A 25,447-nucleotide genomic window follows, 5' to 3' on the forward strand; every position below is an offset into this window, starting at 1 on the left:
CAACCGGGCGTTCCGTGGGCGCCAAACCGACGAGGAGGCCGATATGGCACAGATCTCTCTCACCTTTCCCGATGGCAATGCGCACAGCTATGACGCCGGCGTGACCGCCGCCGATGTCGCCGCAGACATTTCGAAATCGCTGGCGAAAAAGGCCATCAGCGCCACGCTGGACGGCAAGCATTGGGACCTGCAATGGCCGATCACCGCCGATGCGAAGATCGCCATCAACACCATGGCCGACCGCGCGCCCGCGCTGGAACTGGTGCGCCATGACCTTGCCCATATCATGGCCCGCGCCGTGCAGGAGATCTGGCCCGCCGTGAAGGTCACGATCGGGCCGGTGATCGACAACGGCTGGTATTACGATTTCGACCGGGCCGAACCCTTCACCCCCGAAGACCTGTCCGTGATCGAAAAGAAGATGCGCGAGATCATCAACAAGCGCGACCCCGTCACCACCGAAGTCTGGGATCGCGACCGCGCCATCGCCTTCTATGAGGCGAATAACGAGCCCTACAAGGTCGAACTGATCCAGTCGATCCCCGGCGACGAGCCGCTGCGCATGTATTGGCACGGCCATTGGCAGGACCTCTGCCGTGGCCCGCATCTGCAGAACACGGGCCAGGTGCCCGCCGATGCCTTCAAGCTGATGCATGTGGCCGGCGCCTACTGGCGTGGCGACAGCAGCCGCCAGATGCTGCAGCGGATCTATGGCGCGGCCTTCCTGAACCGCGACGAGCTGAAAGCGCATCTGACCATGCTGGAAGAGGCCGCCAAGCGCGACCACCGCAAGCTGGGCCGCGAGATGGAGCTGTTCCACATGCAGGAAGAAGCGCCCGGCCAGATCTTCTGGCACCCGAACGGCTGGACCATCTACACCACGCTGCAGGACTACATGCGCCGCCAGCAGCGCCGCGGCGGCTATGTCGAGGTGAACACACCCCAGGTCGTGAACCGCAAGCTGTGGGAAGCCTCGGGTCACTGGGAAAACTACCAGGAAAACATGTTCATCGTCGAAGTGGACGAGGATCACGCCCGCGAAAAGACCGTCAACGCGCTGAAACCCATGAACTGCCCCTGCCATGTGCAGGTGTTCAACGTGGGCCTGAAATCCTATCGCGACCTGCCGCTGCGCATGGCCGAATTCGGATCGTGCAACCGCTACGAGCCCTCGGGCGCGCTGCATGGCATCATGCGCGTGCGCGGCTTCACGCAGGATGACGCACATATCTTCTGCACCGATGACCAGATCGAGGCCGAAACCAAGAAATTCATCGACTTCCTTGCGGGCATCTATGCCGACCTGGGCTTTGACAACTGGACCATCAAGCTGTCGACCCGCCCCGAAAAGCGCGTGGGCAGCGACGAAAGCTGGGACCGTGTCGAAAAAGCCCTGGGCGACGCCTGCAACGCGGCGGGCTATGCCTACGAGATCCAGGAAGGCGAAGGCGCCTTCTACGGGCCCAAGCTGGAATTCGTGCTGACCGACGCGATCGGGCGCGATTGGCAATGCGGCACCTTGCAGGTGGACCCCAACCTGCCCGAACGGCTGGACGCCAGCTATATCGGGCGTGACGGCGAAAAGCATCGCCCCGTGATGCTGCACCGCGCCGTCCTGGGCAGTTTCGAGCGGTTCATCGGCATCCTGATCGAAAGCCACGCGGGCAAACTGCCCTTCTGGCTGGCACCGCGCCAGGTGGTGGTGGCCGCCATCGTGTCGGACGCGGATGACTATTGCCTCAAGGTGGTCGAGGCGCTGAAGGCGCGCGGCATCCGCGCCGAGGCCGACCTGCGGAACGAGAAGATCAACTACAAGATCCGCGAACATTCCGTGGGCAAGGTCCCCGTGATCCTGGCCTGCGGCATGAAAGAGGTCGAGGACGGGACCGTCTCGGTGCGCAGGCTTGGTGAGACTTCGACATTTGTTACCCCGCTTGACGCGATTGTGGACAGCCTCGCCACCGAGGCGACGCCGCCCGACCTGCTGTAACACGGACCCCCGGAATGGCGCTTGATCCCGGTTGAAAAAGCGCCATTCCCCGCCAAAATCGCGATCATCCTCCCGCTTTTTCCAAGCCTTTTTCACGCCGCCGTGACACACTTTCTCGTGACTGGCACGTGAAGTGCTGCGCCGGTTACCTCTTGTTCATCGCCGAAACGCGATACCGCATTCAACCACCGAGGAGATTGATACGATGTCCAACACCATGAAAACACTCGCCATTGCTGGCGCCATGGCCACCGCTCTGGCGGCCCACACCACCCCGGCACATGCCCAGGCCAAGGAAAAGTGCTTTGGCGTATCGCTGGCTGGCCAGAACGATTGCGCCGCAGGCCCCGGCACGACCTGCGCCGGCACCTCGAAAGTCGACTACCAGGGCAATGCCTGGACGCTGGTCGATGCAGGCACCTGCATGCAGATCGAGCTGCCCGCCATGGCCGACGGCACCGCGCGCAAGGGCTCGCTTGAAGAACTCAGCCGCGACCTGCCGGCCTGACGCGCAAGGGATGGGGCGGGTGTGATGCCTGCCCCTTGCCCCCTCGTCTTCCATGCGTCAGCCCCTCCCCGAAAACGGAGCATCTGCCATGACCCTTTCCCCCCAGCGCAGCGCCCCCCTGCCCGCCGCCCCCGGCGTCGGCTACAAGGCGCAGCATTACAGCGACATCATCGCCGATGCCCGCCCCGTTGGCTGGCTGGAAATCCACGCCGAGAACTACATGGGCGACGGTGGCCGCCCCATCGCGCAGTTGCGCCACCTGGCGGAACGCTTTCCCATCTCGGTGCATGGCGTGGGCCTGTCCATCGGCGGCGAAGGCGCGCTGGACCCCGACCATCTGGCGCGGCTCAAACATCTTTGCGACTGGCTGAACCCCGCCAGCTTTTCCGAACATCTGGCCTGGTCAAGCCATGACAGCGCCTTTCTGAACGACCTGCTGCCCCTGCCCTATACCGATGCCACCCTGTCGCGCGTGGCCGATCACATCGACCAGGTCCAGGATGTGCTGGGCCGGCGCATGCTGCTGGAAAACCCCTCCAGCTACCTTGCCTTTGCGGACAGCACATGGTCGGAACCCGATTTCCTGCGCGAACTGACCCGCCGCACCGGCTGTGGCCTGCTGCTGGATGTGAACAATGTCTTCGTTTCCGCCACCAACCTCGGTTTCGATCCGCGCGGCTACGTGGATGCCTTCCCGCTGGACGCGGTGGGCGAGATCCATCTGGGCGGCCATGATACCGATCAGGACGATCACGGCGCGCCCCTTCTGATCGACAGCCATGGCGCGCCCATCGCCGACCCGGTGTGGACGCTGCTCGATCATGTGCTGGCCGCCTCGGGCCCGCGCCCGGTGCTGGTGGAATGGGACAATGACGTGCCGGCCTGGCCCGTGCTGGCGGCAGAGGCGCGGCGCGCCGCACAGGCGCTGGCCCGGCTGAACCCCGCGCTGCGGGCTGCGTCATGACCGGCCTGATCGACGATTTCCTGCCCGCGCTGATGGACCCGGCGCGCCCGGTGCCCGCAGGTCTGCAAGATGGCCAGGGCCGACCGGCGGGACGTCGCTTCAACGTGTATCGCAACAATGTGACGACATCCTTGATTGCCGCCCTCGAACAGGGGTTTCCCGCCGTCGCGAGGCTGCTGGGCGCGCAGAACTTCGCCGGTCTGGCGCGCGCCTTCGTGCAGGCCAATCCGCCCGCCTCGCGGCTGATGATGCATTACGGCGCGGGTTTCCCGGAATTTCTGGAACACACCGCGGCGCGCGCGCAGATGGGCTATCTGGGCGATGTTGCGCGGCTGGAACTGGCCCTGCGCAGGTCCTATCACGCCGCCGATGCCGCACCGCTGGACCCTGCCACGCTGGGCGATATCCCGCCTGCACGGCTGGACGCCACGACATTCACCCTCGCCCCAGCGGTCGAACTGATCCGGTCGCCCTGGCCGCTGCATGCGATCTGGACCTATGCCCTTGTCCCGGACAGCCCCAAACCCGCACCACAGGCACAGGATGTCCTGATCACCCGGCCCGGTTTCGATCCCGTGGCGCAGCCCCTGCCCCCCGGCGGTGCCGCCTTCGTCGCGGCACTGATCGCAGGGGCAAGCCTTGGCGCCGCCCATGATGCCGCACTGGCCGAGGCAGCCGATTTCGACCCGACCACGATCCTTGGCCTGCTGATCGCAGGCGGCGCCCTGACCGGCCTGAAAGACGAGACAACACCATGAACACATTGATCCGCCTGCATGACCGCGCCTTCACCGGGCTGGAGCGCGCAGAATGGCTGCTGCCCACCCTCGCCCGGCTTGTCTTTGCAGGCGTCCTTTTGGGCTATTTCTGGGCCTCGGGCCTGACCAAGCTGGGCGACGGTCTGGCCGGCATCTTCCAGCCCTCCCTCGGGGCCTATGCGCAGATCTTTCCCCGCGCGATGGAGGCTGCGGGCTATGACATCAGCCAGTTCGACCTCTGGCACAAACTGGTGGTTCTGGCGGGCACTTGGGCCGAATTCATCCTGCCGCTGATGATCGTCCTGGGGCTGATGACGCGGCTGGCCGCACTGGGCATGATCGGCTTCGTCATCGTGCAGACCCTGACCGACCTGATCGGCCATGGCGCGCTGGCCCAGCCCGCAACGCTGGGGGCATGGTTCGACCGCATCCCGGACACGCCGATTCTGGATCAGCGCGCCCTGTGGTTCGTGCTGCTGATGGTGCTGGTGGTCAAGGGGGCGGGGGCGCTGTCGCTGGACCGCATCCTGACCCGCGCGACCCGCTGATCAGAAATGGGCCTTGGGCTCGTCCGGCTTGCCGGCGGCCAGCGCCAGCAGGCCGCCCACAAGGCAGAACCCTACGGGGAACATGGTAAAGACGTTGAAGCCGAAGGCGTAATACATTCCGCCCGCCGACAGCAGCAGCAATATCCCGCCCCAGAGCGCGCGCACCTTGGCCATCGCGCCGCCCGCAATCGCCAGCAAGGGCGACAGGAAGCTGGCCATGCGGATCACCTCGATATTGGCGACCTGCTCGAACAGGCCCTCGATCTCGCCATAGCGGGCGACGGCCTCGGTATAACCATAGCTGAAGAACCCGACCATCATGGCCATGATCCCGCCGATGATCCCCAGCAATTGGGCCGCGTTGCGCATGACGTTTCCTCCTGTGTCGCAGGCTCAGCCCAGCAGGGCCGCCTGCACATCCTTGTCCCAGCCCAGATGGAGCGTGCCGTCATCCGCCACGATCAGCGGGCGCTTCATCAACGCGGGATGTTCGGCCAGCAGCGCCAGCGGATCGCGCGCGCGCTGATCCTCCGACAGCCCCCGCCAAGTGGTCGAGGATCGGTTCACCAGCCTGTCACCAAATGTCGCATGGGCTCGTGCCAGCAGATCGGCGGGCACGCCCGCGCCGCGCACATCCACGAAATCCACGCCCGGCAAGGCCTTGATTGCCTTGCGGCAGGTGTCGCAGGTCTTCAGTCCGTAAAGGGTCATCCTTGCCTCGCAATCGGTCATCTGCCCCTCAATACCGCCGAAACCGGTCAAGTTCACGGGTGTTTTTCTTGATTTTTACAAAAGCCGTGCAATCTTTTTGCCATGCGCGCCGCGCAGCGTGGCTGGGACAGCCACGGTAACGATCGAATGTGAAGGAGACACGGGACATGCCCAACGGCACCGTGAAGTGGTTCAATACGACGAAAGGCTACGGGTTCATCGCCCCCGAAGACGGCGGCAAGGATGTTTTCGTTCATATCTCCGCGGTCGAGCGGTCCGGCCTGACCGGCCTCGCCGACAATCAGAAGCTGACCTACGAATTGCAGGAAGGTCGCGACGGGCGCCAGATGGCAGCCAATCTCAAGCTTCTGTAACGGCGCCAGACGGCATCACGCCGTCACCGACCGCAGATCCGCACGGCAGATCAGGTGAGGGCGCGGGTGATCACCACCCCCGCCCAGGCCGAAACGCCCGTCAGGACCGCGCCCCAGGTCAGGTCCACGGCGACCATGTGCCAGTGCCAATCCCGGAGCGTCGCGTAATTGGTGAACTCGTAGGTGCCGTAAGCCATGGCGCCCAGGATCGCGCCCCCGATCAGCGCGGCCACCGGTGCCGCGTCCCGCAGCGCAGGCAGCGACACGAAATACAGCAAGCCCCCCACGTAGAACAGGTAGAACACCGCCGCGGGCCCGATGCGGATCGGCTCGGCCAGCAGATCGCCCAGATGCGTCTCGAACAGCGGTTTGAGGACGCGCGTCAGCATGATCGCATCCAGGATCAGGAAGACGGCGGCGGTCGAGACATAGAGGATGACAAGTTGCACGGATGGGCTGCCTTTCGCTTTGGTTGAAAGGGATACGGTCAGGGTTGCGTTTTGGATGAAAGACAGCGCCCCCCGCCCCAAGCCGCGCGACCGCCGACCCGCGGGGTGGCGATGCCAACGCCCCTTCAACTCACTTTATCCCCGCCCAGTCCTTGAGCCTCGGTTCAGCGCAGAACGGTCGCAAAATCGCCGCCGCCGTATGTCATAAACGGGGGGCGGCTCGGCGATCGCGCGGCGGCGCTACGCGCCTTGATTCCGCGCGGGGGCGCATCACCCCAAAGTATCGATAAACTCCCGCCATTCGCCCTTGCTCATGCCGGAATTCTCCTGCGTGACATCCTCGCCCTTCAACATCCGGCGCACGCAGTCCAGCGCGGTCGCGCTCATCGTGGCGCCACCCATGCGGTAATCCTCGAAGGCCTTGTAGGCGAAGGGCACCCAGTCGGCGACCACCTTGCAGATCGCATCGGCATAGACGCGGATCTCGTATTGCGCGTGGGCATCCGCCCGCAGGCGCAGGAAATGCAGCAGGTTGTGCAGATCCACCTTCCAGTACCACTGGGTATAGATATTCGCAGGCAGGTTCATCCGTGCCAGCTCGCGCGCAAGGCCCAGCTGGCCGTCTTGGCTGATCATCGCCTCGTAATGGTCATAGGCGCGGTTCGCGTCGGTCTTGAGGATCTCCAGAACGCGGGCGGCCTCTTCGCCCTCCAGCGCGGCACCGCGACCCTGGTTGTTGACCACCGATTGCGCAGCCAGATGTTCGGGCGCGGGGATGTAGAATTCGCGGTCCAGGATCGAATAGCGCGCGGAATATTCGTTCACATTCGCCGTCCGGTGCCGGATCCACTGCCGCGCCACGAAGACGGGCAGTTTCACATGCAGCTTGACCTCGCACATCTCGAACGGGGTCGAATGCCAGTGCCGCATCAGGTAGCGGATCAGCCCTTCGTCATTCTGCACCGATTTCGTGCCCTTGCCGTAGCTCACGCGCGCCGCCTGGCAGATGGCCGCATCGTCCCCCATGTAGTCGATCACGCGGACAAATCCGTGATCCAGCACCGGGATCGCGGTGTAGAGATGTTTCTCCATGCCCGGCGATACCGCGCGAAGGGTCGGCTGCGCCTGTGCGCGCTGTGCGTCAACCTCGGCCTGCTGGTCTGGGGTAAGCGGCATGTCGAAGCTCCTTGATAGGGTGTCTGAGTCGGGGGCAACTATATCTTGAGGATGCCACCTACGGAAACCACAATAGTAAGATGGTTGTCCGGGCGCCGCACCGTGTTTTTCGATGCCACGCGCCGGGAATTTTTCCATCTTCGCCACGTGGGTCGTTGACTTTGCCGCGGTGCCACGGGACTCTTCTGCTTAAACCAAGTCTTTCGAGGGCGGCATTATGAAAAAGTTATTGGGCATCTGCGTGGCAAGTGCATTTCTGGCCGGCTGCAGCGGCAACCCTTTCACGCCGATCCTGTCCGATGACGCCCCCGTGGTCGAGGATCAGCCGGCCGCCCCCGTGCCCGATCCGTTTTCCAGCATCCCCGCCTCGCTGGCCAACAACCTGCAATCGGCCACCTATGACGCCGATGCAGGAACGCTGGTGCTGAGGCTGACATCGCTGAACAACGGAACGCTGGATGCGACCTACAACCGGACGCCCGCGCTCGACCGCCCCGGCTACCTGGCCTACACGCTGCAGGACGACCCGCTGGACCGGCATGTGACGGCCATGGTGGCGCGCAGCGCGGATGCCGGGAATTCGGTGCAGGCCGGTGTCGCCTCGGATGGCGGGCAGTTCAACACCTTCTTCGCCGGCGGCTTTTACGAGCGTAACGATCCCGGCAGCACCTTCGTCAAGCCGACCTCGGGGCTGGTGTCCTATGCTGGCAGCTATGCGGGCCTGACCAATGTCAACGCGCCCGGCGATCAGTTGCTGCCGGTCGATCCGGGGATCGACTCCGCCGCCCGGCCCGCGCAAAGCGCGCAGACGGTGGGCACGATCTTCCTGAACGTGGATTTCGCGAACAACACGATCAACGGGACGATCTTCGACAGATCGCTGATCCAGTATGGGTCCGCCCTGCCCGACCTGGCGCTGCGCGTGGGCGGCGTGAATGCCGATGGCACCTTCTTCGGCGACACGGTGAACTATCGCGGCGTGCCCGAACGCGACATCGGCGATTACGGCGGCATTTTCGGCGGTGCCGATGCCTCGGCCGTGGGGGGGGTGGTGACCCTGACCGAATTCGACGGCGAGACCAACAGCCTTGGCTTCGAGGCAGAGCGCGAGACGGGTGTCTTCGTCCTCAGCCGCTGTGGCGCCGCCGGATCCGATCCGGTGCTTTGCGCCGATGTCAACTGAACCAAGACGCCGCCACCGCGCCGCCGCGCTGATCCTGTCGCTGCTGCTGGCAGCACCCGCACTGGCCCAGACCAGCCAGCCCGCGCAGCCCCCTGGCGCCGAAGTCACCCTGAGCCTTGACCAGGCCCGCGGCGTGGCCGCGGCGGCCCTGCAACGGGGTGATGCGGGCCTGGCGCTGCAGATCGGCCAGGGCCTGTTGCAGGCCGATGCGCAGGATCCGTTGGCCCATTTCATCATCGCGCAGGCCCTGCGGCAACAGGGCCGGACACGCGAGGCGCGCCAAGCCGCGGCGCTGGCCTATCGCTTTGCCAAGACCGATATCCAGAAATTCGAAGCGGCGCAGCTGGCCGCGCGGCTGTCGGTCGATGCCGGGCAGTTCACCCGCGCCCAGCTTTGGTTGCGCCGCTCGCTGCTGCATGCCCCGGATCCCGCGATGCGGCCGCGGATCGAGCAGGATTTCCGCCAGGTCCGCGCCATGGACCCGCTGGAGTTTCGCCTGCGGCTGTCCCTCGCGCCCTCGTCCAACGTGAACAACGGCAGCGACAGCCCCTATGCGCTGATTGATGGCGTGCCGGTGATCGGGCTGCTGGACGGCCTGTCGCAGGCGCTGTCGGGGGTCACGGGCACGGCGGACCTGTCGCTGGGCTACAGGCTGCAGGGCACCGAAGCCGGGGAAACCCAGGCCCTTTTTCGCGCCTATGGCAGCCGGGTCTGGCTGGATGACAGCGCGCGCGACCTTGCCAACAGCTTTCCGGGCGCTGATGTGTCGAATGACGACTTCTCGTTTGCCCTGCTCGAGGCGGGTTTGCGCCATGCGCAGCGCACAGGCGCGGGGGCCGGCACCGGCTTTGTCGCGATCGAAGGCGCGGCGGGGCGAAGCTGGTATGGCGGCGATCCCTACCAGAGGTATCTGCGTCTGGGCCTGACGCGCGGGCTGAAACTGTCCGAGGCCACGACCCTCTCGCTGGGGATCGAGGCCGAGCGGCGCAGTTTCGAAGAGGGTGTCAACCAGCCGATCGAAACCCTGGGCCTGCAGGCCAGCCTGGGCTACCGGATTTCCAACGGGGATCGCATCAGCCTGTCCCTGGCCTGGCGCGACAGTGACAGCGACACGCGCAACGCGGTCTCGACCCGCCGCACGGCCTTTCTGCGCTACGACATGGCCCGGCCTGTCGGCCCCGCCCGCCTCAGCTTTACCCTTGGGGCGGGGGAAACCCTTTACCCCGATTATGCGGTGGGGTTCATCGCCGTGCCGGGGGGGCGGCAGGACGATGCGGTCTTCGGCAGTGTCGACATTCTGTTTCAGGATCTTGACTATGCGGGATTTGCGCCCACCCTCACGCTGCGGGCGCAGAAGACGCGTTCGAACTTCAGCCGTTTCGACGCCAGCGAACTGGCGGTTTCCTTTGGCATCAGGTCCCTGTTCTGACAGGGTGTCGCAGGATGAACAGTACGGCCAACTGAAAAGGGAATGACATGACGATCCGATATCTTCACACCATGGTGCGGGTGAAAGACCTGGAAAAGACACAGGCTTTCTTCGAACTGCTGGGGCTGGTCAAGACGCGCCACTATGACAACGAGGCCGGCCGCTTTTCCCTGGTGTTCATGGCCCCACCCGGCCAGGAGGAATGCCCGGTCGAGCTGACCTACAACTGGGACGGCGACGATGGCCTGCCTGCGGACAGCCGCCATTTCGGGCATCTGGCCTATGAGGTGGACGATATCCACGCCATGTGCCAGCATCTCATGGACAATGGCGTGACGATCAACCGCCCGCCGCGCGACGGGCGCATGGCCTTCGTGCGCAGCCCCGACAATATCTCGATCGAGTTCCTGCAGAAGGGCGCGCCGCTGACGCCGGCCGAACCCTGGATCAGCATGCCCAACATCGGGCACTGGTAACGGCGCGGGCGTGGCCGGGCCTCTTGCCTTGCGCGGCATCCTTGCCGCGGGACTAGCCCTTGCGGGGGCTGGCGGGGCTACGGCGCAAGAGCCCTGCCGCCTTGCGCTGGTGCTGGCGATGGACATCTCCTCGTCCGTGGATCCGCTGGAGGATGCGCTGCAGCGCGGGGGCCTGGCCCAGGCCCTGCGCGCCCCCGAGGTGGTCGAGGCGATCCTGTCCCAGCCGGATCGCCCCGTTGCCCTGGCCATGTTCGAATGGAGCGGCCGGGTCCAGCAGGACATGGTGCTGCCCTGGGTGATGCTGCGCGACGCGGCGACCATCGGCGCGGTCGCGGACAGGATCGCGTTCAGCCGGCGCAGCTATGCCGAATTCTCCACCGCCATCGGCCATGCGATCGAATATGCCCATGACCTGTTCCGACAAGGACCCGCCTGCGATGCGCGCGTGCTGGACATCTCGGGCGACGGGGTCAACAACGACGGCTTCGGTCCGACCGCCGCCTATGACGCTTTCGATTTCTCGCAGATTACCGTGAATGCCCTGGTCATCGAGGTGCAGGAAGCGGGCACGGATCATGGCATCACCGAGGGCGCGGACACCGGGCTTGCCGATTATTTCCGGCAGATCGTGATCCGGGGACCGGGCAGCTTTGTCGAAGTGGCTGCCGGGTTCGAGGATTTCGAACGTGCGATGCGCCGCAAGCTCTTGCGCGAACTCGAGGTGCGGATCGGCCTGCTGTCGCGCTGATTCCCCTTTGCCGTTCCGCCGGTTTCTTCTTGCCGCAAATATCCCCGCCGGAGGCATACCGCGTTCGCCCCTTGCACATCAGTAGATATAGCGGATCTGATCGGCCCAATAGCGCTCCACCCGGCGCAGTGCTGCGGTGATATCCTCGATCCCGTCGGGCCCCAGGACCCCACGGCTTTCCAGCCCCTCGGCGTGGCGGGCGAACAGCCCCCCCACCACATCGCGGATCTCGCGCCAGCGTGGGGTCAACCTGACGCGCACCGATCGGCGATCGATCTCGCAGCGCTGGTGGTGCATGTATCCCATTTCCACCAGTTTCTTGAGGTTGTAGCTGACATTGCTGCCCTGGTAGTAGCCGCGCGTCTTCAACTCGCCCGCGGTCACCTCGTTATCACCGATATTGAACAGCAGCAGCGCCTGAACGGCGTTCACCTCCAGCATGCCGACGCGTTCGAATTCGTCCTTGATCACGTCCAGCAGAAGCCGATGAAGCCTTTCGACCAGCGACAGCGCTTCCAGATAGCTGCCCATGAAACCGGTACGCTGTCCGGTGGCCAGGGTCTTGTGCAGGGTCATGGAAAACTCCGACGATTTGTTCTTTCGTCAGGGACCATGCAGCACAAAGACCAATAACAGGTTAAACCCGTTCGGAAATTCCTAAATTGCCACGAAAATGGCGGATGGCACCGGGGACGGCCTTAGCGCTGGACGGCGCCACCCTGTCCGGCCAGCATGTCGCGGATGCGTGCGACAAGCGGGGCAAAGGTCTCGGGCGGCTCCTGCACGCCGCTCACCCAGTAGTAAAGATCGTGATCGTTCTCGCGCAGCAACGCGTCATAGCTGTCCAGCAACGCATCATCCAGACCAGCAAGGTGCAGTTCGGCAAAGCGCGACAGGATCACATCCATTTCCTTGATGCCCCGCCGCATGGATCGCATGGCAAGCCGGCGAAGCCGTGTCTCGCGCGGTTCGCCCACGGGGGCCTGTTCGATCAGCATCTCACTCGCCTTTCAATTTTGTCCGCAGGCTTTTCTCAAGCCGCCCCAGACGGTCCGCCGCGGCGCCGATCTGGGTCTTCAGGTCGCGAATCTCGACCAGCAGGGCGTTGATATCGGGCGCGATCGGGGTCTCGTCAACCGGGGCCGCGACGCCCTCTCCCTCACCGGTCAGCAACCAGATGATCGACACGTTCAGAAGACCCGCCATCATCGACAGCTTGTTGGCGCGCGGCTCGGACAGGTCATCCTCCCATCCGCGCACGGTGCCGATCTTCACGCCAAGCCTGCGGGCCAGCTGTTTCTGGCTCATTCCTGCCGCTTCGCGCGCTGCGGCGACGCGGTCGCCGAAGGTCGCCGTATCGGGGCCGTACCAGTTTTCTTCAAGATCGGGCTGCGTGTTCATCGCGTCGCTGGCTGGCTGGTCCTGTGTCATTTCTCTCCCATCCGCCGATCGTGCTTGATCGGGCTTTGGCTGCATCCTAAGACATTGAACTGCCGAATTCAAACCAGAGGCCCCATCCCATGTCCTTCCTGTCCAAGACGCTCGACCGCGTGAAACCGTCACCGACCATCGCGGTCAGCAACCTGGCAATGGAACTCAAGGCCCAGGGCCGCGACATCATCAGCCTCGGCGCCGGAGAGCCCGACTTCGACACGCCCGAACATATCCGCGCCGCCGGCATCGCGGCGATCAACGCAGGCAAGACCCGCTACACCGCCGTCGACGGCATCCCCGAGCTGAAGCAGGCGATCTGCGCCAAGTTCAAGCGCGACAACGGGCTGGATTACGCGCCCGGTCAGGTCAGCGTCGGCACCGGCGGCAAGCAGGTGCTTTACAACGCGCTGATGGCCACGCTGAACCCCGGCGACGAGGTGGTGATCCCCGCCCCCTACTGGGTCAGCTATCCCGACATGGTGTTGCTGGCCGGCGGCACGCCCGTCTTCATCGAGGCCACGCTGGAAAACGCCTTCAAGATCACCCCCGATCAGCTTGAGGCGGCGATCACCCCCGCCACGAAGTGGTTCCTGTTCAACTCCCCCTCCAACCCCACCGGCGCGGGCTACAGCCGGGAAGAGCTGAAGGCGCTGACCGATGTGCTGATGCGCCATCCCCATGTCTGGGTGCTGACCGATGACATGTATGAACATCTGGCCTATGACGATTTCAAGTTCTGCACGCCCGCGCAGGTGGAACCGGGGCTTTACGACCGCACCCTGACGGTCAACGGTGTCTCCAAGGCCTATGCGATGACGGGCTGGCGGATCGGCTATGCAGCCGGCCCCAAGCCGCTGATCGACGCCATGCGCAAGATCCAGTCGCAAAGCACCTCGAACCCCTGCACCATCAGCCAATGGGCCGCGGTCGAGGCGCTGAACGGCACCCATGATTTCATCGCACCCAACAACGCGATGTTTGCCCGCCGCCGCGACCTTGTGGTCAAGGCGCTCAACGCGATCGACGGCGTGACCTGCCCCGTGCCCGAAGGCGCCTTCTACGTCTATCCCTCCATCGCGGGTCTGATCGGCAAGACCACCCCTGCAGGCACCCTGATCGCGGACGATGAAACCTTTGCCCGTGCGCTGCTGGAAGACACCGGCGTGGCCGTGGTTTTCGGGGCAGCCTTCGGCCTTTCACCGAACTTCCGCATCAGCTACGCTACTTCCGACACGGCACTGGCAGAGGCCTGCGACCGCATCCAGAGGTTTTGCGCAGCCCTCGCCTGAGGCAGGAAAGGTACGGACGACATGGCAGGCGAGCTTCCCGATTACTATTTCCGTGTCCGCGAGAACGGGGCGCTTGTCTACCGTGTCGATACCGCGAACCGCCAGCGCCGCATCGAGATAGACCAGATCGCCACGATCAACATCCGCAACGGCGAGGTGAAACCCCATGGCGACCGCCGCCTTTCGGATGCGGACATGGAGGCGATCACCGGATGGATGGCCCAGCGCACCGCCCTTCTGGCCGCGCGCGAGGTGGATGATATCCTGCGCGCGGTGGATCACCTCAACCTGACCGCGCAATGGGTCCAGACCCGCGCCACGGACGAGCAGCTGGATGCGGTCACCGATACGCTTTTGCTGGCCATGCATGACCTGCGCACCGTGCTGGTGCGCAAGAAGGCCGACCGCCTGATGAAGGGCGAATGAGCGCGCAGCCCTAACCGCGCGCGCTCAGCCGGGGCAGGATCACCCCCCAGAAGCGCCACATCATGAACAGCCCGGCACCCGCCAGCCCCACGGCCAGGCCCAGCCAGACGCCCACACCGCCCCAGCCAAAGACAAAGCCCATCACATAGGCCACGGGCATGCCAACCGCCCAGTAGGACAGCGTGGCGATGATCATCGGCACCCGCGTGTCCTGCACGCCCCGCAGCAGGCTCAGCGCCATGACCTGCGCCGCATCGGCCAGCTGGAACAGCGCCGCCGCCGCCAGAAGCACCACGCCGATGGCGATGACGCCCGCGCGGTCCGGCTCGTCGGGCGACAGGAACAGGCCCATCAGGACCTCGGGCATGGTCAGGAACACGACCACCGTCAGCGCCGCAAGGCCCAGCGACAGCGCCACCACCACCGCCGCGCCCAGCCGCAGCCCGCCCCAGTCCTGCACGCCCAGCGCGCGGCCCGCGCGCACCGTCGCCACATTGCCCAGGCCCAGGTGGATCATGAACACCAAAGACGCGATCTGCAGCGCGATCCCATGCGCCGCCAGCGGCAGCGTGCCCAGCCAGCCCATCATGATGGAGGCTGCGGCAAACAGGCCCACCTCGGCCAGCGTGGTGATCCCGATGGGCCAGCCCAGCCGGAACACCTGCCCGAAGGCCTCCCAATCGGGGCGCCAGAAGCGGATGAACAGCGCATGTTCCCGTGTCACGATGGCGGCATAGATCGCCAGCAGCCCCAGCGACACGAAATGCACCGAGACCGAGGCCCAGGCCGCCCCCACGATCCCCATCTCGGGCGCGCCCCAATGGCCGAAGATCAGCGCATAATTCACGATCACATTGACCACGACCGCGCCGATGGTCACCCACAGGACGACCTGCGTCCGTTCCAGCGCCGCAAGGTAGGATTTCAGCACCATCACCAGCAGGGCGGGAAAGATGCCCCAGCCCGCCACGGCCAGATAGCGGCTGGCCTCGCGTGCGATCTCCTCGGTCTGGCCCAGCATCAGCAGGATCGGCTCGGACCAGATCATCAAGGGCATCGACAGCGTGCCGAACAGGATCGACAGCCACATGGCCATGCGCGTCACACGCCGCACCTGCTGGCTTTGCCCGCCCGATTCCGCCTCGGCCACCATCGGCATCACGGCCCAGGCGAAACCCGATCCGAACAGGAACAGCACGAAGAACACCATCCCCGCCAGCACCTGCGCCGCCAGCGCCGTCACATCGTACCAGCCCAGCATCAGCGCATCCGTCAACGAGATCGAGAATTGCGCCACATGGCTCAGGATCAGCGGCAGCCCCAGCACGCCAATCGCGCGCATGTGCTGCGAGGTGGTCAGGGGAACAGGGGTCATGTCACTCATGCACAAGGGCGTAGCGCTGCAACGTGAAACGCGCAAGACGAACCACGCGGCAGGGGCCAGGGGGCGGCAACGACAAGGCGCCCCCCCTTCACCGCGCCGCCGTATTCTTCTTGCCCCAAATATCCCCGCCGGAGGCATCCCCGGTCCGCCCCCGCGCTGCCGCTTCAGGAAAATCTTGATCTGCATGGCCCGGCGTGCCAGCCTGCCAGGACAGCCGCCTTCCTGTCGTGATACCTGTACGAGTGAAACATTGTCCCAAGGTCCTTGCCCGAAAACCCTTTTCGCCCTTCTGATCTGCCTGCCCCTGCTGGCGGCCTGCGGCGCCGTCGTCACCCCGATCGCCTATCTGAAACAAAAGGACCGGATCACGGAACCGGTGATCGGACAGGACCCCTTCATCCAGGAGGTGGCTGCCCGGTTCGGCTTCATGGCCGTGCTCTCGGAAATGGTCTATTACCGGAAACCGGCCGTCAATGACCGGCCCTGCGAGGCCCCCGCGACCCATGCCGGCATGCTGAAGCTGCCCGCCGGCAAGCAGGGCAAATGGACCCGCGCCGCGAATATCCCGGGCGTCAATTTCTGCCTCGACGATCCCAGCGGGGTTTTCTACGAAACCTTCCTTTATACCACTCCCGACAACATGGTGCGCGAAGCGGTCATCGTCTTTCGCGGCACCGAAGGCCCCAGCCTGCGGGACTGGAGCGCGAACCTCTCCAATGTCACAGGGATCGAACCGGCGCAGTATCGCCGCGCGCGGCAAGAGCTTGAAAAGGTGTTCGAGGCGTTCGAAAAACCGCGCTACAAGGACGCTGCGATCCACGCGGCAGGGCATTCGCTAGGCGGGGGGCTCGCCCAGCAGGCGGGCTACCGGTTTTCCCGGATCAAGACGGTCTACGCCTTCAACAGCTCGCCCGTGACCAACTGGACATGGCTGGCCTGGGACAATCAGATCACCCAGAACTGGCCCGTGATCTACCGCCTCTTTCACACGGGCGAGGCGCTCGACCCGATCCGCAACGCGGCCACGGCGATCACGACAACCCGCTTCAACCGCTATGACATCGGCATCCAGCTAGAGGAAAAATCCCGCATCGGCGGCCACGCCATGGATATCATCGCCTGCGGCCTGGCCCGGATCGTGGCCGAGGCGGGGCGCAAGGATAATGCCCATGGCTATACGGCGCATTATGCCGGGCGAGATGTCTATGATGGCCCCTTCTGCGCCGCCTACCGCAAGACCGAAATCGGCACGCCCGACCGGTCATAGCAGCCCCGCGCGGGTGCTCGCAGTCAGCTCAGGGCCTGGACCACCCGTTAAAAAACCCCTAACGCGGCCGCGTAACCCCGTGAAATCCCTCGTGCCGCGAAATGTCCCATCATGGGACAGGCCCGGTGGCGCCCTTGCGGGCCCATCTCCCCCTAGCCGCGCGGCCTCGCATGCCCTACCTCTAGCGGCATGACCGCGACCACCCTGCCCCCCATCATCACCGACTGGTTCCAGGCCAAGGGCTGGGCGCCGCATCCGCATCAGCTGGACATGCTGGCGCGGGCCGATGATCCCGCGCTCCTGCTGATCGCGCCCACGGGCGGGGGCAAGACGCTGGCGGGCTTTCTGCCCACGCTGGCCGATCTTGCCACGACGGATCACAAGGGCCTGCACACCCTCTATGTCTCGCCGCTCAAGGCGCTGGCCGCCGACATCAAGCGCAACCTGCAAACGCCCGTGGCCGAGATGGGCCTGCCCCTGCGGATCGAGGATCGGACCGGCGACACCTCGGCCCATGCCAAGCGCCGCCAGCGGGCCGATCCGCCGCATATCCTGCTGACCACACCGGAAAGCCTGGCCCTGATGACCAGCTACGAGGATGCCCCCCGCATCTTCGCCGGGCTCAAACGCATCGTGGTCGATGAAATTCATGCCCTGGCCGAAAGCAAACGCGGTGATCAGCTGATACTGGCGCTGGCCCGTCTCCAGCAGCTCTGCCCCGATCTGCGCCGCGTGGGCCTGTCGGCCACCGTTGACGACCCAGCCGCCATCGCCCGCTTTCTGGCGCGGCACCCCGATCCCTGCCCGATCCTGACCGCGGATCCCGGCCCCGATCCCGATATCGCGATGCTGACCACGGACCAGCCACCGCCATGGGCCGGTGGCGGGGCCGCCTATGCGATCCCTGCCGTTCTGGAACAGGTCAAGGCGCACAACACCACGCTGATCTTTCACAATACCCGCGCCCAGGCCGAGATCTTCTTTCACAACCTGTGGCTGGCCAACGAGGATGCGCTGCCCATCGGCATCCACCACGGCAGCCTGGACCGCGAACAGCGCGCGCGGGTCGAGGCGGCGATGGTGGCCGGCCAGCTGCGCGCCATCGTCTGCACCGGCAGCCTTGATCTGGGCATCGACTGGGGCGATGTGGACCTGGTGATCCAGATCGGCGCGCCCAAGAACGTCAAGCGACTGGTGCAACGCATCGGGCGAGCCAATCATCGCTACAACGCACCGTCCAAGGCGCTTCTGGTGCCTGCCAACCGGTTCGAAGTGGTCGAATGCCTTGCCGCGCTCGAGGCCGTCAAGGCCCATGACCTGGATGGCGAGGCGCGCGGGCCGGGGCCGCTGGACGTGCTCTGCCAGCAGATCCTGATCGCGGCCTGCGCCGGCCCGTTTGAGGCCGACACCCTTTATCAAGAGGTCACCACCACCGGCGCCTATGCCACGCTGGCCCGCGCCGATTTCGACGCCTGCCTCGATTTCATCGCAACCGGCGGCTATGCCCTGCGCGCCTATGACCGCTGGCAGCGACTGATGCAGCGCCCCGACGGGCTGTGGCAGCTGCGTGATCCCCGCGCGGCGCGCCAGATCCGCATGAATATCGGCACGATCCAGGACACCGACACGCTCAAGGTCCGCTACAGGCGCAATCGCGGCGGCAAACCCCTGGGCGAGATCGAGGAATCCTTTGCCGCCACCCTCACACCCGGCGACACCTTCCTGATCGGCGGGCAGATCGTGCGCTACGAGGGGCTGCGCGAGATGACGGTCGAGGTCAGCCCGGACCCCGGCCGCAAGCCGAAGATCGCCACCTTCATGGGCACGAAATTCGCAACCTCCACCCAGCTCAGCACCCGCATCCTGCGGATGCTGCAGGCCGAGGACTGGCCCGCCCTGCCCGGCCATACCCGCGACTGGCTGGCCTTGCAGCGCCGCGTCAGCCGCCTGCCGGAACCGGGCCGCCTGCTGATCGAAAGCTTCCCCCATGACGGGCGCGAACATGCCTGCGTCTACGGCTTTGCGGGCCGCAACGCGCAGCAGACCCTTGGCTTGCTGCTGACCAAGCGCATGGAAGAGATGGGGCTTGATCCCTTGGGTTTCGTCGCCACCGATTACGCCACGCTGATCTGGGGGCTGAAACCCCTGACCGACGCCGCAGACTTGATTGATCCGCAAAAGCTGGAGGATGGGCTGGAGGACTGGTTCAAGGGCAATGCCGTGATGAAACGCACCTTCCGCGCCTCGGCCACCATCGCGGGGCTGATCGACCGTATCAGCGCGGGGCAGCGCAAAAGCGGGCGGCAGGCGACGTTTTCCTCGGATATCCTCTATGACACGCTGGTCAAATACGACCCCGATCATCTGCTATTGAAGATCACGCGGACCGAGGCGATGCGCGGCCTCGTCGATTTCGGCCGGGTGCGCGAGATGCTGGACCGGGTGGGCGACCGGATCGACCTGATGCGCCTGTCACGCCTCACGCCCTTCTCGGCGCCCCTCTTCCTCGAGATGGGGCGCGTCCCGGTCGAGGGGCAGGCCCGCGAACGCCTGATGGCCGAGGCCGCAGATGCCCTCATGCGCGAGGCCGGGTTAAGCTGATCCCCTTGCCTTGAACCCGGCCCGGTGCCATCACCCATGCCATGACCCATCACGCCTTCACCCTGACCGGGGAGACCCTGCATGCCCTGCCCTCGGGCGCGCTTTACTGGCCCGCGCAGGCGCTGCTTGCCGTGTCCGACCTGCATTTCGGCAAATCGGAACGGCGCGTGCGGCACGGCGGCATGGCCCTGCCCCCCTATGAGGCGCAGGACACGCTGACCCGGCTGCAGACCGATCTCGAGGCGACGCGCGCCAGTACCGTCATCTGCCTTGGCGACAGTTTCGACGATCTGGCCGCACAGGACGGCCTGCCCGATGAGGCGCGGCTGTGGATTGCACGGCTGCAAGCGGGGCGGCGCTGGATCTGGGCCGAGGGCAATCACGATCCCGGTCCCGTCGATTTGGGCGGCACCCATCTGGCCGAGTTGCACCTGCCGCCCCTGACCTTCCGCCATATCGCCGCGCCCGCGGCGCAGGCCGAGATTTCGGGCCATTACCATCCGAAGGCGCAATTGCGCACCCGTGCAGGCACAGTCAGCCGTCCAGCGTTCCTGATCGACAGCGCCCGCGTGATCCTGCCGGCCTATGGCACCTACACGGGCGGCTTGCGCAGCACGGACAAGGCGCTGGGCGCGCTCATGGGGCCGGGTGCGATTGCGGTTCTGACCGGGCGGCAGGCGGTCGCGGTGCCGATGCCACGCTAGGCATCGGGGCGCCCTCAGACAAGGCCCGCCTCTTCCAATGCGGGGCGATACTTGCGACTGACCGGAACACGGGTTCCACAGTTCAGCCGCAGCAACAGCCTGCCGTTCCGGCGTTCCACCTCGTCCACGACGACGTTGGCAACCCAATGCGACCGATGCGTGACAAGCCCCGGGATACCGTCCATCTCGTCCACGGCATCGGCAAATCTCATCCGGATCTGGTAGCTGTCCCTTTCGGTGAAGACCGTCACGAAATGGTTCATCGCCTCGATCCGCCGGATCGGGCCGGGATCATCCTCGGCGATGCGGCGGGCCAGACGCGGCCGCCCCACCATCGTGTCGGGCATCGACAAGGGCGGGACGGGGAAAGCGCCGCTTTGCGACCGTTCGAACGTCACCATCCTCGCCCAGTCGAACACCAGCTTGCGGCAGGCGAAGATCATCAGGCTGACCAGCATCACGTTCATGATGACATGGAGGAAATCCCGCCAGGCCAGGCTGATGTCGAGGAACAGGACGGTCCAGCCATAGGCGATCGGTGAAAACAGGACCGTCATGACCGCGGAATCAACCAGGATGGCCATGGCCTTCGATGAGTCCTTGGCAAAACCGTAGACCAGTTTTTGCGCCAGCGTCGCGACAAAGATCGAAAACACGACAACGCCGCCCCAGTAGAGCAGACGTTCTTCGACGGTAAAGCGTGTCAGTGTATCAAAAGGCCCGGTGAACACCGTACCCACGACGGCCAGAAGGCCGAAGGAAATGTTTCCCGGAAGCAACAGGGAACGCGCAGCGGCCTGTATCGCTTTCAGAACAAATAACAATGGGGTATCCCTCCACGCACACTCGTCAAAAATATAGGATGTACCTTGTACCTGACCACCGGACAAATTCAAAAATTGCCAGCTTAAAACAGGTACAATGTAGTAGGCCCATGTGCCGCGCCGACATGAGCAGGACAAGAACAGACAGATGGATCAGGCGATTACCGACCGCATCGCAGGCAGCTTCGGCACCCAGACCATGATGCAGACCATTGGCGCGAGGCTGGCCAGCGTCACCCCCGGCGAGGTCCGGATCGAGGCGCCCATTCTGCCCGGCATGCGCCAGCAGCAGGGGTTCGGCCATGCAGGATTGACCTTTTCGCTGGGCGACAGTGCCGCGGGCTATGCCGCGTTGAGCCTGATGCCCGCGGATAGCGACGTGCTTACCGCCGAGATCAAGATCAACCTGCTCGCCCCGGCCCGGGGCGATCTTCTGATCGCCACGGGACGGGTGATCAAACCGGGGCGACGCCTGATGGTGGTCGGCGCCGATGTGCATGCGCTGCGGGATGGCAAGCTGACCCTGATCGCGGTGCTGCAAGGCACGATGATCCCGGTCTCACCCTCTGGCGCGGCGTAACCAGCGCCCTGTCAGCGCGCCGCACGGGACGGGATCAACCCGCTGCGTTCCACATCCGGCCGGGCGCCACGGCTGACAGGCACTTCGCTGCCGTCCGACATCAGCAAAAGATCGCGCCCTTCGCGGCGCAGGTGCCCCCGCACCTCGGCCTGGATCACCCAATGCGAACGATGCACCCTGATCCCGTCAGTGCCGGCCAGCAGCGCCTCGGCATCGGCCATGCGCATCAGGATCAGCGCCTCGCCCGCTGACGTGACGACGGAAAGGTAATGATCCTTCGCCTCCATCCGGATCAGGCGCCCCCGTTTTTCAGGTGGAAGACGCTCCATCAGGGCGGCGACCGGATCGTGCCCGGCGGCCTCCGCAGGCCGTGGCACAAGCAGTATCAACAGCTTGTCGGCCAGTTCGACCAGATAGCTGATCGCCACCACCACGCCCAGCAGCCACAGGTAATCAGGCCAGCCGCGCCAATGGGGAAAGACCGCAAGGTTCAGGGCCTGCAACAGCCCTGCGAACACGACCGAGAACGGCAACCAGCCCAGCACCCGCCAGATCGCCGGCCGGGCTGCAAGCAGGTGCATCTGCCACAGGCTCAGGCCGATCGACAGCCCCACAACGAAGCCCCAGTAGATCAGGCGCGGAAACGGGGCCAGCAGATCAAAGGTCTGGAACGGCCCGGTGATCGCTGCCGTGGCGGTGATCAGCACCCACAACCCCAAGGGGAACGCCAGTGCGGGGCGGTCTTTCAGCGTCGCGATCAATCGGGTCAGGAAGGCAGTCAAGAATGCGATCTCCGGGGCGAGTCGGGCCCGTCTGGGCGTTGAGGCGCCCGGAACATCGCATGCTATTGTGATGCTGAAAATACGACTTAATTGCCGCAGGCCCTGCGGCGGACGATTGCGCCCGCCGCAGGATCAGGCCGTCAGGCCCTCGGGTTCCGGCAATCCGTTGGCGCGGCAGCAGGCGGTCACGGTATTGGCCAGCAGGCAGGCGATGGTCATCGGCCCCACCCCGCCCGGTACCGGCGTGATCGCGCCCGCCACGGCGACGGCGCTGCCGAAATCCACATCGCCCACCAGCCGCGTCTTGCCCTCGCCCGCATCGATCCGGTTGATGCCCACGTCGATCACGGTCGCGCCCGGCTTGATCCAGTCGCCCGGCACCATCTGCGGCCGGCCGACCGCGGCCACGACGATATCGGCGCGCCGCACCACGCCCGGCAGATCGCGCGTGCGCGAATGCGCGATTGTCACCGTGCAGCTTTCGCCCAGCAGCAACTGCGCCATCGGCTTGCCCACGATATTCGATCGCCCGATGACCACCGCCTCCATCCCCGACAGATTGCCGTGATGGGCGCGCAGCATCAGCAGGCAACCCAGCGGCGTGCAGGGCACCATCGCCTTCTGTCCCGTCGCCAGCAGACCGACGTTGGAGATGTGAAAGCCGTCCACATCCTTGGCCGGGTCGATCGCATTGATCACCAGGTCCGAATCCAGATGATCCGGCAGCGGCAGTTGTACAAGGATTCCATGCACTTGCGGATCATTGTTCAGATCTTGAATCACCTTCAGAAGCGTCGCCTCATCGGTGTCCACGGGCAAGCGATGCTCGAAGGATCGCATGCCGACCTCGACCGTCATCTTCCCCTTGGATCGCACATAGACCTGGCTGGCCGGATCCTCGCCCACCAGCACCACCGCCAGTCCCGGCACCAGGCCATGATCCGCCGCCAAGGCGGCGACATGCCCCGCCACCGTGTCGCGCAGCCCCGCCGCGAATGCCTTGCCGTCGATGATGCTGGCCGTCATGCCCCGCACTCCTCGTATCTTCTTGCTGCAAATATCCCAGCCGGAGGCATCTCCGGCGGCCCTTCAGAACAGGCCTTCGATCTGGCCCGCGTCGTTCAGCCGGATCGCTTCGGCGCTGGGAACGCGCGGCAGGCCCGGCATGGTCATGATCTCGCCGCAGATGACCACGACAAACCCCGCCCCCGCACTCAGGCGCACTTCGCGCACCGGAACCGAATGGCCCACCGGCGCGCCCCGGCGCCCCGGATCGGTGGTAAAGGAATACTGCGTCTTGGCCATGCAGACCGGCAGATGGCCGTAGCCGGCCTCTTCCCATTCCTTCAACTGCGCGCGGATCTTGGCATCGGCCAGCACCTCGTCGGCGTGATAGATGCGCTTGGCGATGGTCTCGATCTTCCCCAGCAGCGACATCTCGTCGGGATAGAGCGGTGCGAACTGCGCCTTGCCGCTTTCGGCCAGGGCCACGACCTTGCGCGCCAGATCCTCGGCGCCCGCGCCGCCATCGGCCCAATGCTTGCACAGCACCGCCTCGGCGCCCTGCTCGGCCACGTAATCGCGGACCGCCTGCACCTCGGCCTCGGTGTCACCTGCGAAATGGTTGATCGCAACCACGACCGGCACGCCAAAGGATTTGACGTTGCCGATATGGCGGCCCAGGTTCGGACAGCCCGCCCGCACCGCGTCCACGTTTTCCGCGCCCAGATCGGCCTTGGCCACCCCGCCGTTCATCTTCATCGCGCGTACGGTCGCCACGATCACCACCGCATCGGGCGCGATCCCGGCCTTGCGGCACTTGATGTTCATGAACTTCTCGGCGCCCAGGTCAGCACCAAAACCCGCTTCGGTCACCACGTAATCGGCCAGTTTCAGCGCCGTCGTGGTGGCGATGACCGAGTTGCAGCCATGGGCGATGTTGGCGAAGGGTCCGCCATGCACGAAAGCGGGGTTGTTTTCCAGGGTCTGCACGAGGTTGGGCTGCATCGCATCCTTCAGCAGCACCGTCATCGCGCCATCGGCCTTGATGTCGCGCGCGAAGATCGGCTTGCGCTCGCGCGTGTAGGCCACGACGATATCGCCGAGGCGGCGCTCGAGGTCATCGAGGTCGGTCGCCAGGCACAGGATCGCCATGACTTCTGACGCGACGGTGATGTCAAACCCGGTCTGGCGCGGAAAGCCGTTGGCGACCCCGCCCAGGCTGACCACGATATCGCGCAGCGCGCGGTCGTTCATGTCCATGACGCGGCGCCAGACGATGCGGCGCTCGTCGATCTCAAGCTCATTGCCCCAGTAGATATGGTTGTCGATCATCGCCGACAGCAGGTTGTGCGCCGAGGTGATCGCGTGGAAATCGCCGGTGAAATGCAGGTTCATCTCTTCCATCGGCACGACCTGGGCATAGCCGCCTCCCGCGGCCCCGCCCTTCATGCCGAAACAGGGGCCAAGGCTGGCCTCGCGGATGCAGACGGCCGCCTTCTTGCCGATGCGGTTCAAACCGTCGCCCAGGCCCACCGTGGTGGTGGTCTTGCCCTCGCCCGCAGGCGTCGGGTTGATCGCCGTCACAAGGATCAGCTTGCCATTGGGGCGATCCTGCACGGACGAGATGAAATCCTGGCTGATCTTGGCCTTGTCATGCCCATAGGGCAGCAGATCCGCCGCCGGGATGCCCAGCTTGGCACCGATGTCCTGGATGGGTTGCTTGCGCGCGTCGCGGGCGATCTCGATGTCGGATCTGAACGTCATTTGGTTTTTCCCTCTATCGGCCGGTTCGGCCGTCCCTACCTTGGCTATACAGGGGCTGTGCCCTCGGAAAGGTCGT

The 25,447-nt window shown here is 65.1% G+C and carries 28 protein-coding genes; 16 read left to right on the forward strand and 12 right to left on the reverse strand.

What is annotated here, in order from left to right:
* Nucleotides 1–43 precede the first annotated feature (43 nt).
* From thrS to ACMUJL_RS04125, 5 genes are all read left to right on the forward strand, one after another.
* Nucleotides 44–1,990: a threonine--tRNA ligase gene (thrS, locus tag ACMUJL_RS04105; RefSeq protein WP_375570265.1), complete on the forward strand. Its 1,947-nt coding sequence runs from the start codon at nt 44–46 to the stop codon at nt 1,988–1,990.
* A 205-nt stretch (nt 1,991–2,195) separates the two neighbouring features.
* Entirely contained in the window at nt 2,196–2,498 is a 303-nt protein-coding gene (locus tag ACMUJL_RS04110; RefSeq protein WP_068291834.1) for a DUF2282 domain-containing protein, read from the forward strand.
* An 88-nt stretch (nt 2,499–2,586) separates the two neighbouring features.
* Nucleotides 2,587–3,462 carry a DUF692 domain-containing protein gene (locus ACMUJL_RS04115; protein ID WP_068292083.1) on the forward strand — a complete coding sequence of 292 codons (876 nt, stop codon included), beginning with the start codon at nt 2,587–2,589 and terminating at the stop codon, nt 3,460–3,462.
* Entirely contained in the window at nt 3,459–4,220 is a 762-nt protein-coding gene (locus ACMUJL_RS04120) for a putative DNA-binding domain-containing protein (protein WP_375570263.1), read from the forward strand. Before ACMUJL_RS04115 ends, ACMUJL_RS04120 begins: the two co-directional genes overlap by 4 nt.
* Nucleotides 4,217–4,768: a DoxX family protein gene (locus ACMUJL_RS04125; protein WP_375570261.1), complete on the forward strand. Its 552-nt coding sequence runs from the start codon at nt 4,217–4,219 to the stop codon at nt 4,766–4,768. Before ACMUJL_RS04120 ends, ACMUJL_RS04125 begins: the two co-directional genes overlap by 4 nt.
* Here the strand turns inward: ACMUJL_RS04125 and ACMUJL_RS04130 are convergent, their stop codons facing one another.
* Both ACMUJL_RS04130 and ACMUJL_RS04135 read right to left on the reverse strand, forming a co-directional pair.
* Complete coding sequence (locus ACMUJL_RS04130) at nt 4,769–5,137, reverse strand: hypothetical protein (RefSeq protein ID WP_068291847.1); 369 nt, start codon at nt 5,135–5,137, stop codon at nt 4,769–4,771.
* 24 nt (nt 5,138–5,161) lie between these two features.
* On the reverse strand, nt 5,162–5,479 hold the full coding sequence (locus tag ACMUJL_RS04135; RefSeq protein ID WP_068292086.1) for an arsenate reductase family protein: 318 nt from the start codon (nt 5,477–5,479) through the stop codon (nt 5,162–5,164).
* A 167-nt stretch (nt 5,480–5,646) separates the two neighbouring features.
* Between ACMUJL_RS04135 and ACMUJL_RS04140 the strand changes: the two genes are divergently transcribed.
* Nucleotides 5,647–5,853, forward strand: a complete 207-nt coding sequence (locus ACMUJL_RS04140) for a cold-shock protein (protein ID WP_068291848.1) — start codon at nt 5,647–5,649, stop codon at nt 5,851–5,853.
* Between the two features lie 50 nt (nt 5,854–5,903).
* Here the strand turns inward: ACMUJL_RS04140 and ACMUJL_RS04145 are convergent, their stop codons facing one another.
* Together ACMUJL_RS04145 and thyX are read right to left on the reverse strand one after the other, a co-directional pair.
* Nucleotides 5,904–6,302, reverse strand: a complete 399-nt coding sequence (locus tag ACMUJL_RS04145; protein WP_375570258.1) for a DUF2177 family protein — start codon at nt 6,300–6,302, stop codon at nt 5,904–5,906.
* A gap of 270 nt (nt 6,303–6,572) precedes the next feature.
* Complete coding sequence (gene thyX, locus ACMUJL_RS04150) at nt 6,573–7,478, reverse strand: FAD-dependent thymidylate synthase (RefSeq protein WP_068291854.1); 906 nt, start codon at nt 7,476–7,478, stop codon at nt 6,573–6,575.
* 217 nt (nt 7,479–7,695) lie between these two features.
* Here thyX and ACMUJL_RS04155 point away from each other — a divergent pair, with 217 nt between their 5' ends.
* Genes ACMUJL_RS04155 through ACMUJL_RS04170 form a run of 4 tightly spaced genes read left to right on the forward strand, consistent with a single transcriptional unit; the run spans nt 7,696 to nt 11,314 of the window.
* The gene (locus tag ACMUJL_RS04155; protein WP_068291857.1) at nt 7,696–8,661 is read left to right on the forward strand and encodes a hypothetical protein; all 966 of its coding nucleotides are present in this window, start codon (nt 7,696–7,698) and stop codon (nt 8,659–8,661) included.
* Nucleotides 8,651–10,090: a surface lipoprotein assembly modifier gene (locus tag ACMUJL_RS04160; protein ID WP_068291860.1), complete on the forward strand. Its 1,440-nt coding sequence runs from the start codon at nt 8,651–8,653 to the stop codon at nt 10,088–10,090. The genes ACMUJL_RS04155 and ACMUJL_RS04160 overlap by 11 nt, the downstream gene beginning before the upstream one ends.
* Nucleotides 10,091–10,137: 47 nt before the next feature.
* Nucleotides 10,138–10,566 carry a VOC family protein gene (locus tag ACMUJL_RS04165; protein ID WP_068291862.1) on the forward strand — a complete coding sequence of 143 codons (429 nt, stop codon included), beginning with the start codon at nt 10,138–10,140 and terminating at the stop codon, nt 10,564–10,566.
* A 10-nt stretch (nt 10,567–10,576) separates the two neighbouring features.
* Nucleotides 10,577–11,314, forward strand: coding sequence for a DUF1194 domain-containing protein (locus ACMUJL_RS04170; protein WP_375570253.1), 738 nt, complete (start codon nt 10,577–10,579; stop codon nt 11,312–11,314).
* A 78-nt stretch (nt 11,315–11,392) separates the two neighbouring features.
* On the opposite strand, the gene ACMUJL_RS04175 is transcribed toward ACMUJL_RS04170, so the two are convergent.
* From ACMUJL_RS04175 to ACMUJL_RS04185, 3 genes are all read right to left on the reverse strand, one after another.
* Nucleotides 11,393–11,890: a MarR family winged helix-turn-helix transcriptional regulator gene (locus ACMUJL_RS04175; protein ID WP_375570251.1), complete on the reverse strand. Its 498-nt coding sequence runs from the start codon at nt 11,888–11,890 to the stop codon at nt 11,393–11,395.
* A 122-nt stretch (nt 11,891–12,012) separates the two neighbouring features.
* Nucleotides 12,013–12,312, reverse strand: coding sequence for a succinate dehydrogenase assembly factor 2 (locus ACMUJL_RS04180; RefSeq protein ID WP_068291869.1), 300 nt, complete (start codon nt 12,310–12,312; stop codon nt 12,013–12,015).
* 1 nt (nt 12,313) lies between these two features.
* On the reverse strand, nt 12,314–12,745 hold the full coding sequence (locus ACMUJL_RS04185) for a helix-turn-helix domain-containing protein (protein ID WP_375570248.1): 432 nt from the start codon (nt 12,743–12,745) through the stop codon (nt 12,314–12,316).
* An 89-nt stretch (nt 12,746–12,834) separates the two neighbouring features.
* Between ACMUJL_RS04185 and ACMUJL_RS04190 the strand changes: the two genes are divergently transcribed.
* Together ACMUJL_RS04190 and ACMUJL_RS04195 are read left to right on the forward strand one after the other, a co-directional pair.
* Entirely contained in the window at nt 12,835–14,037 is a 1,203-nt protein-coding gene (locus ACMUJL_RS04190; RefSeq protein WP_375570246.1) for a pyridoxal phosphate-dependent aminotransferase, read from the forward strand.
* A gap of 21 nt (nt 14,038–14,058) precedes the next feature.
* Nucleotides 14,059–14,463, forward strand: coding sequence for a hypothetical protein (locus ACMUJL_RS04195; RefSeq protein WP_375570244.1), 405 nt, complete (start codon nt 14,059–14,061; stop codon nt 14,461–14,463).
* Between the two features lie 10 nt (nt 14,464–14,473).
* On the opposite strand, the gene ACMUJL_RS04200 is transcribed toward ACMUJL_RS04195, so the two are convergent.
* On the reverse strand, nt 14,474–15,847 hold the full coding sequence (locus tag ACMUJL_RS04200; protein ID WP_138176991.1) for an MATE family efflux transporter: 1,374 nt from the start codon (nt 15,845–15,847) through the stop codon (nt 14,474–14,476).
* Nucleotides 15,848–16,097: 250 nt separating this feature from the next.
* On the opposite strand from ACMUJL_RS04200, the gene ACMUJL_RS04205 reads away from it, so the two are divergent.
* The 3 genes from ACMUJL_RS04205 (at nt 16,098) to pdeM (ending at nt 20,419) form a co-directional block, all read left to right on the forward strand.
* Nucleotides 16,098–17,114, forward strand: a complete 1,017-nt coding sequence (locus ACMUJL_RS04205) for a DUF6792 domain-containing protein (RefSeq protein WP_375570242.1) — start codon at nt 16,098–16,100, stop codon at nt 17,112–17,114.
* 189 nt (nt 17,115–17,303) lie between these two features.
* On the forward strand, nt 17,304–19,715 hold the full coding sequence (locus ACMUJL_RS04210; protein WP_375570240.1) for a ligase-associated DNA damage response DEXH box helicase: 2,412 nt from the start codon (nt 17,304–17,306) through the stop codon (nt 19,713–19,715).
* 41 nt (nt 19,716–19,756) lie between these two features.
* On the forward strand, nt 19,757–20,419 hold the full coding sequence (gene pdeM / locus ACMUJL_RS04215; RefSeq protein WP_375570238.1) for a ligase-associated DNA damage response endonuclease PdeM: 663 nt from the start codon (nt 19,757–19,759) through the stop codon (nt 20,417–20,419).
* A gap of 14 nt (nt 20,420–20,433) precedes the next feature.
* On the opposite strand, the gene ACMUJL_RS04220 is transcribed toward pdeM, so the two are convergent.
* Nucleotides 20,434–21,198 (reverse strand): LytTR family DNA-binding domain-containing protein, encoded by a 765-nt coding sequence (locus ACMUJL_RS04220; RefSeq protein ID WP_416914137.1) that lies wholly within the window; start codon nt 21,196–21,198, stop codon nt 20,434–20,436.
* 193 nt (nt 21,199–21,391) lie between these two features.
* Here ACMUJL_RS04220 and ACMUJL_RS04225 point away from each other — a divergent pair, with 193 nt between their 5' ends.
* Entirely contained in the window at nt 21,392–21,823 is a 432-nt protein-coding gene (locus ACMUJL_RS04225) for a PaaI family thioesterase (RefSeq protein WP_375570234.1), read from the forward strand.
* An 11-nt stretch (nt 21,824–21,834) separates the two neighbouring features.
* Here the strand turns inward: ACMUJL_RS04225 and ACMUJL_RS04230 are convergent, their stop codons facing one another.
* From ACMUJL_RS04230 to ACMUJL_RS04240, 3 genes are all read right to left on the reverse strand, one after another.
* Nucleotides 21,835–22,605, reverse strand: a complete 771-nt coding sequence (locus ACMUJL_RS04230) for a LytTR family DNA-binding domain-containing protein (RefSeq protein WP_375570232.1) — start codon at nt 22,603–22,605, stop codon at nt 21,835–21,837.
* 132 nt (nt 22,606–22,737) lie between these two features.
* Nucleotides 22,738–23,631 carry a bifunctional methylenetetrahydrofolate dehydrogenase/methenyltetrahydrofolate cyclohydrolase FolD gene (folD, locus tag ACMUJL_RS04235; protein WP_068291898.1) on the reverse strand — a complete coding sequence of 298 codons (894 nt, stop codon included), beginning with the start codon at nt 23,629–23,631 and terminating at the stop codon, nt 22,738–22,740.
* Between the two features lie 63 nt (nt 23,632–23,694).
* On the reverse strand, nt 23,695–25,371 hold the full coding sequence (locus ACMUJL_RS04240) for a formate--tetrahydrofolate ligase (RefSeq protein WP_068291899.1): 1,677 nt from the start codon (nt 25,369–25,371) through the stop codon (nt 23,695–23,697).
* Nucleotides 25,372–25,447: the final 76 nt, after the last annotated feature.

The sequence above is a fragment of the Seohaeicola sp. genome (assembly GCF_048006315.1).
Taxonomy (GTDB): Bacteria; Pseudomonadota; Alphaproteobacteria; order Rhodobacterales; family Rhodobacteraceae; genus Seohaeicola.

What these genes read in the sequence shown, in the direction of transcription:
- thrS (WP_375570265.1), top strand. Translation starts at nt 44, where the DNA reads ATGGCACAGATCTCTCTCACCTTTCCCGATGGCAATGCGCACAGCTAT.
- ACMUJL_RS04110 (WP_068291834.1), top strand. Translation starts at nt 2,196, where the DNA reads ATGTCCAACACCATGAAAACACTCGCCATTGCTGGCGCCATGGCCACC.
- ACMUJL_RS04115 (WP_068292083.1), top strand. Translation starts at nt 2,587, where the DNA reads ATGACCCTTTCCCCCCAGCGCAGCGCCCCCCTGCCCGCCGCCCCCGGC.
- ACMUJL_RS04120 (WP_375570263.1), top strand. Translation starts at nt 3,459, where the DNA reads ATGACCGGCCTGATCGACGATTTCCTGCCCGCGCTGATGGACCCGGCG.
- ACMUJL_RS04125 (WP_375570261.1), top strand. Translation starts at nt 4,217, where the DNA reads ATGAACACATTGATCCGCCTGCATGACCGCGCCTTCACCGGGCTGGAG.
- ACMUJL_RS04130 (WP_068291847.1), bottom strand. Translation starts at nt 5,137, where the DNA reads ATGCGCAACGCGGCCCAATTGCTGGGGATCATCGGCGGGATCATGGCC.
- ACMUJL_RS04135 (WP_068292086.1), bottom strand. Translation starts at nt 5,479, where the DNA reads ATGACCCTTTACGGACTGAAGACCTGCGACACCTGCCGCAAGGCAATC.
- ACMUJL_RS04140 (WP_068291848.1), top strand. Translation starts at nt 5,647, where the DNA reads ATGCCCAACGGCACCGTGAAGTGGTTCAATACGACGAAAGGCTACGGG.
- thyX (WP_068291854.1), bottom strand. Translation starts at nt 7,478, where the DNA reads ATGCCGCTTACCCCAGACCAGCAGGCCGAGGTTGACGCACAGCGCGCA.
- ACMUJL_RS04155 (WP_068291857.1), top strand. Translation starts at nt 7,696, where the DNA reads ATGAAAAAGTTATTGGGCATCTGCGTGGCAAGTGCATTTCTGGCCGGC.
- ACMUJL_RS04160 (WP_068291860.1), top strand. Translation starts at nt 8,651, where the DNA reads ATGTCAACTGAACCAAGACGCCGCCACCGCGCCGCCGCGCTGATCCTG.
- ACMUJL_RS04165 (WP_068291862.1), top strand. Translation starts at nt 10,138, where the DNA reads ATGACGATCCGATATCTTCACACCATGGTGCGGGTGAAAGACCTGGAA.
- ACMUJL_RS04175 (WP_375570251.1), bottom strand. Translation starts at nt 11,890, where the DNA reads ATGACCCTGCACAAGACCCTGGCCACCGGACAGCGTACCGGTTTCATG.
- ACMUJL_RS04180 (WP_068291869.1), bottom strand. Translation starts at nt 12,312, where the DNA reads ATGCTGATCGAACAGGCCCCCGTGGGCGAACCGCGCGAGACACGGCTT.
- ACMUJL_RS04185 (WP_375570248.1), bottom strand. Translation starts at nt 12,745, where the DNA reads ATGACACAGGACCAGCCAGCCAGCGACGCGATGAACACGCAGCCCGAT.
- ACMUJL_RS04190 (WP_375570246.1), top strand. Translation starts at nt 12,835, where the DNA reads ATGTCCTTCCTGTCCAAGACGCTCGACCGCGTGAAACCGTCACCGACC.
- ACMUJL_RS04195 (WP_375570244.1), top strand. Translation starts at nt 14,059, where the DNA reads ATGGCAGGCGAGCTTCCCGATTACTATTTCCGTGTCCGCGAGAACGGG.
- ACMUJL_RS04200 (WP_138176991.1), bottom strand. Translation starts at nt 15,847, where the DNA reads ATGAGTGACATGACCCCTGTTCCCCTGACCACCTCGCAGCACATGCGC.
- ACMUJL_RS04210 (WP_375570240.1), top strand. Translation starts at nt 17,304, where the DNA reads ATGACCGCGACCACCCTGCCCCCCATCATCACCGACTGGTTCCAGGCC.
- pdeM (WP_375570238.1), top strand. Translation starts at nt 19,757, where the DNA reads ATGACCCATCACGCCTTCACCCTGACCGGGGAGACCCTGCATGCCCTG.
- ACMUJL_RS04225 (WP_375570234.1), top strand. Translation starts at nt 21,392, where the DNA reads ATGGATCAGGCGATTACCGACCGCATCGCAGGCAGCTTCGGCACCCAG.
- folD (WP_068291898.1), bottom strand. Translation starts at nt 23,631, where the DNA reads ATGACGGCCAGCATCATCGACGGCAAGGCATTCGCGGCGGGGCTGCGC.
- ACMUJL_RS04240 (WP_068291899.1), bottom strand. Translation starts at nt 25,371, where the DNA reads ATGACGTTCAGATCCGACATCGAGATCGCCCGCGACGCGCGCAAGCAA.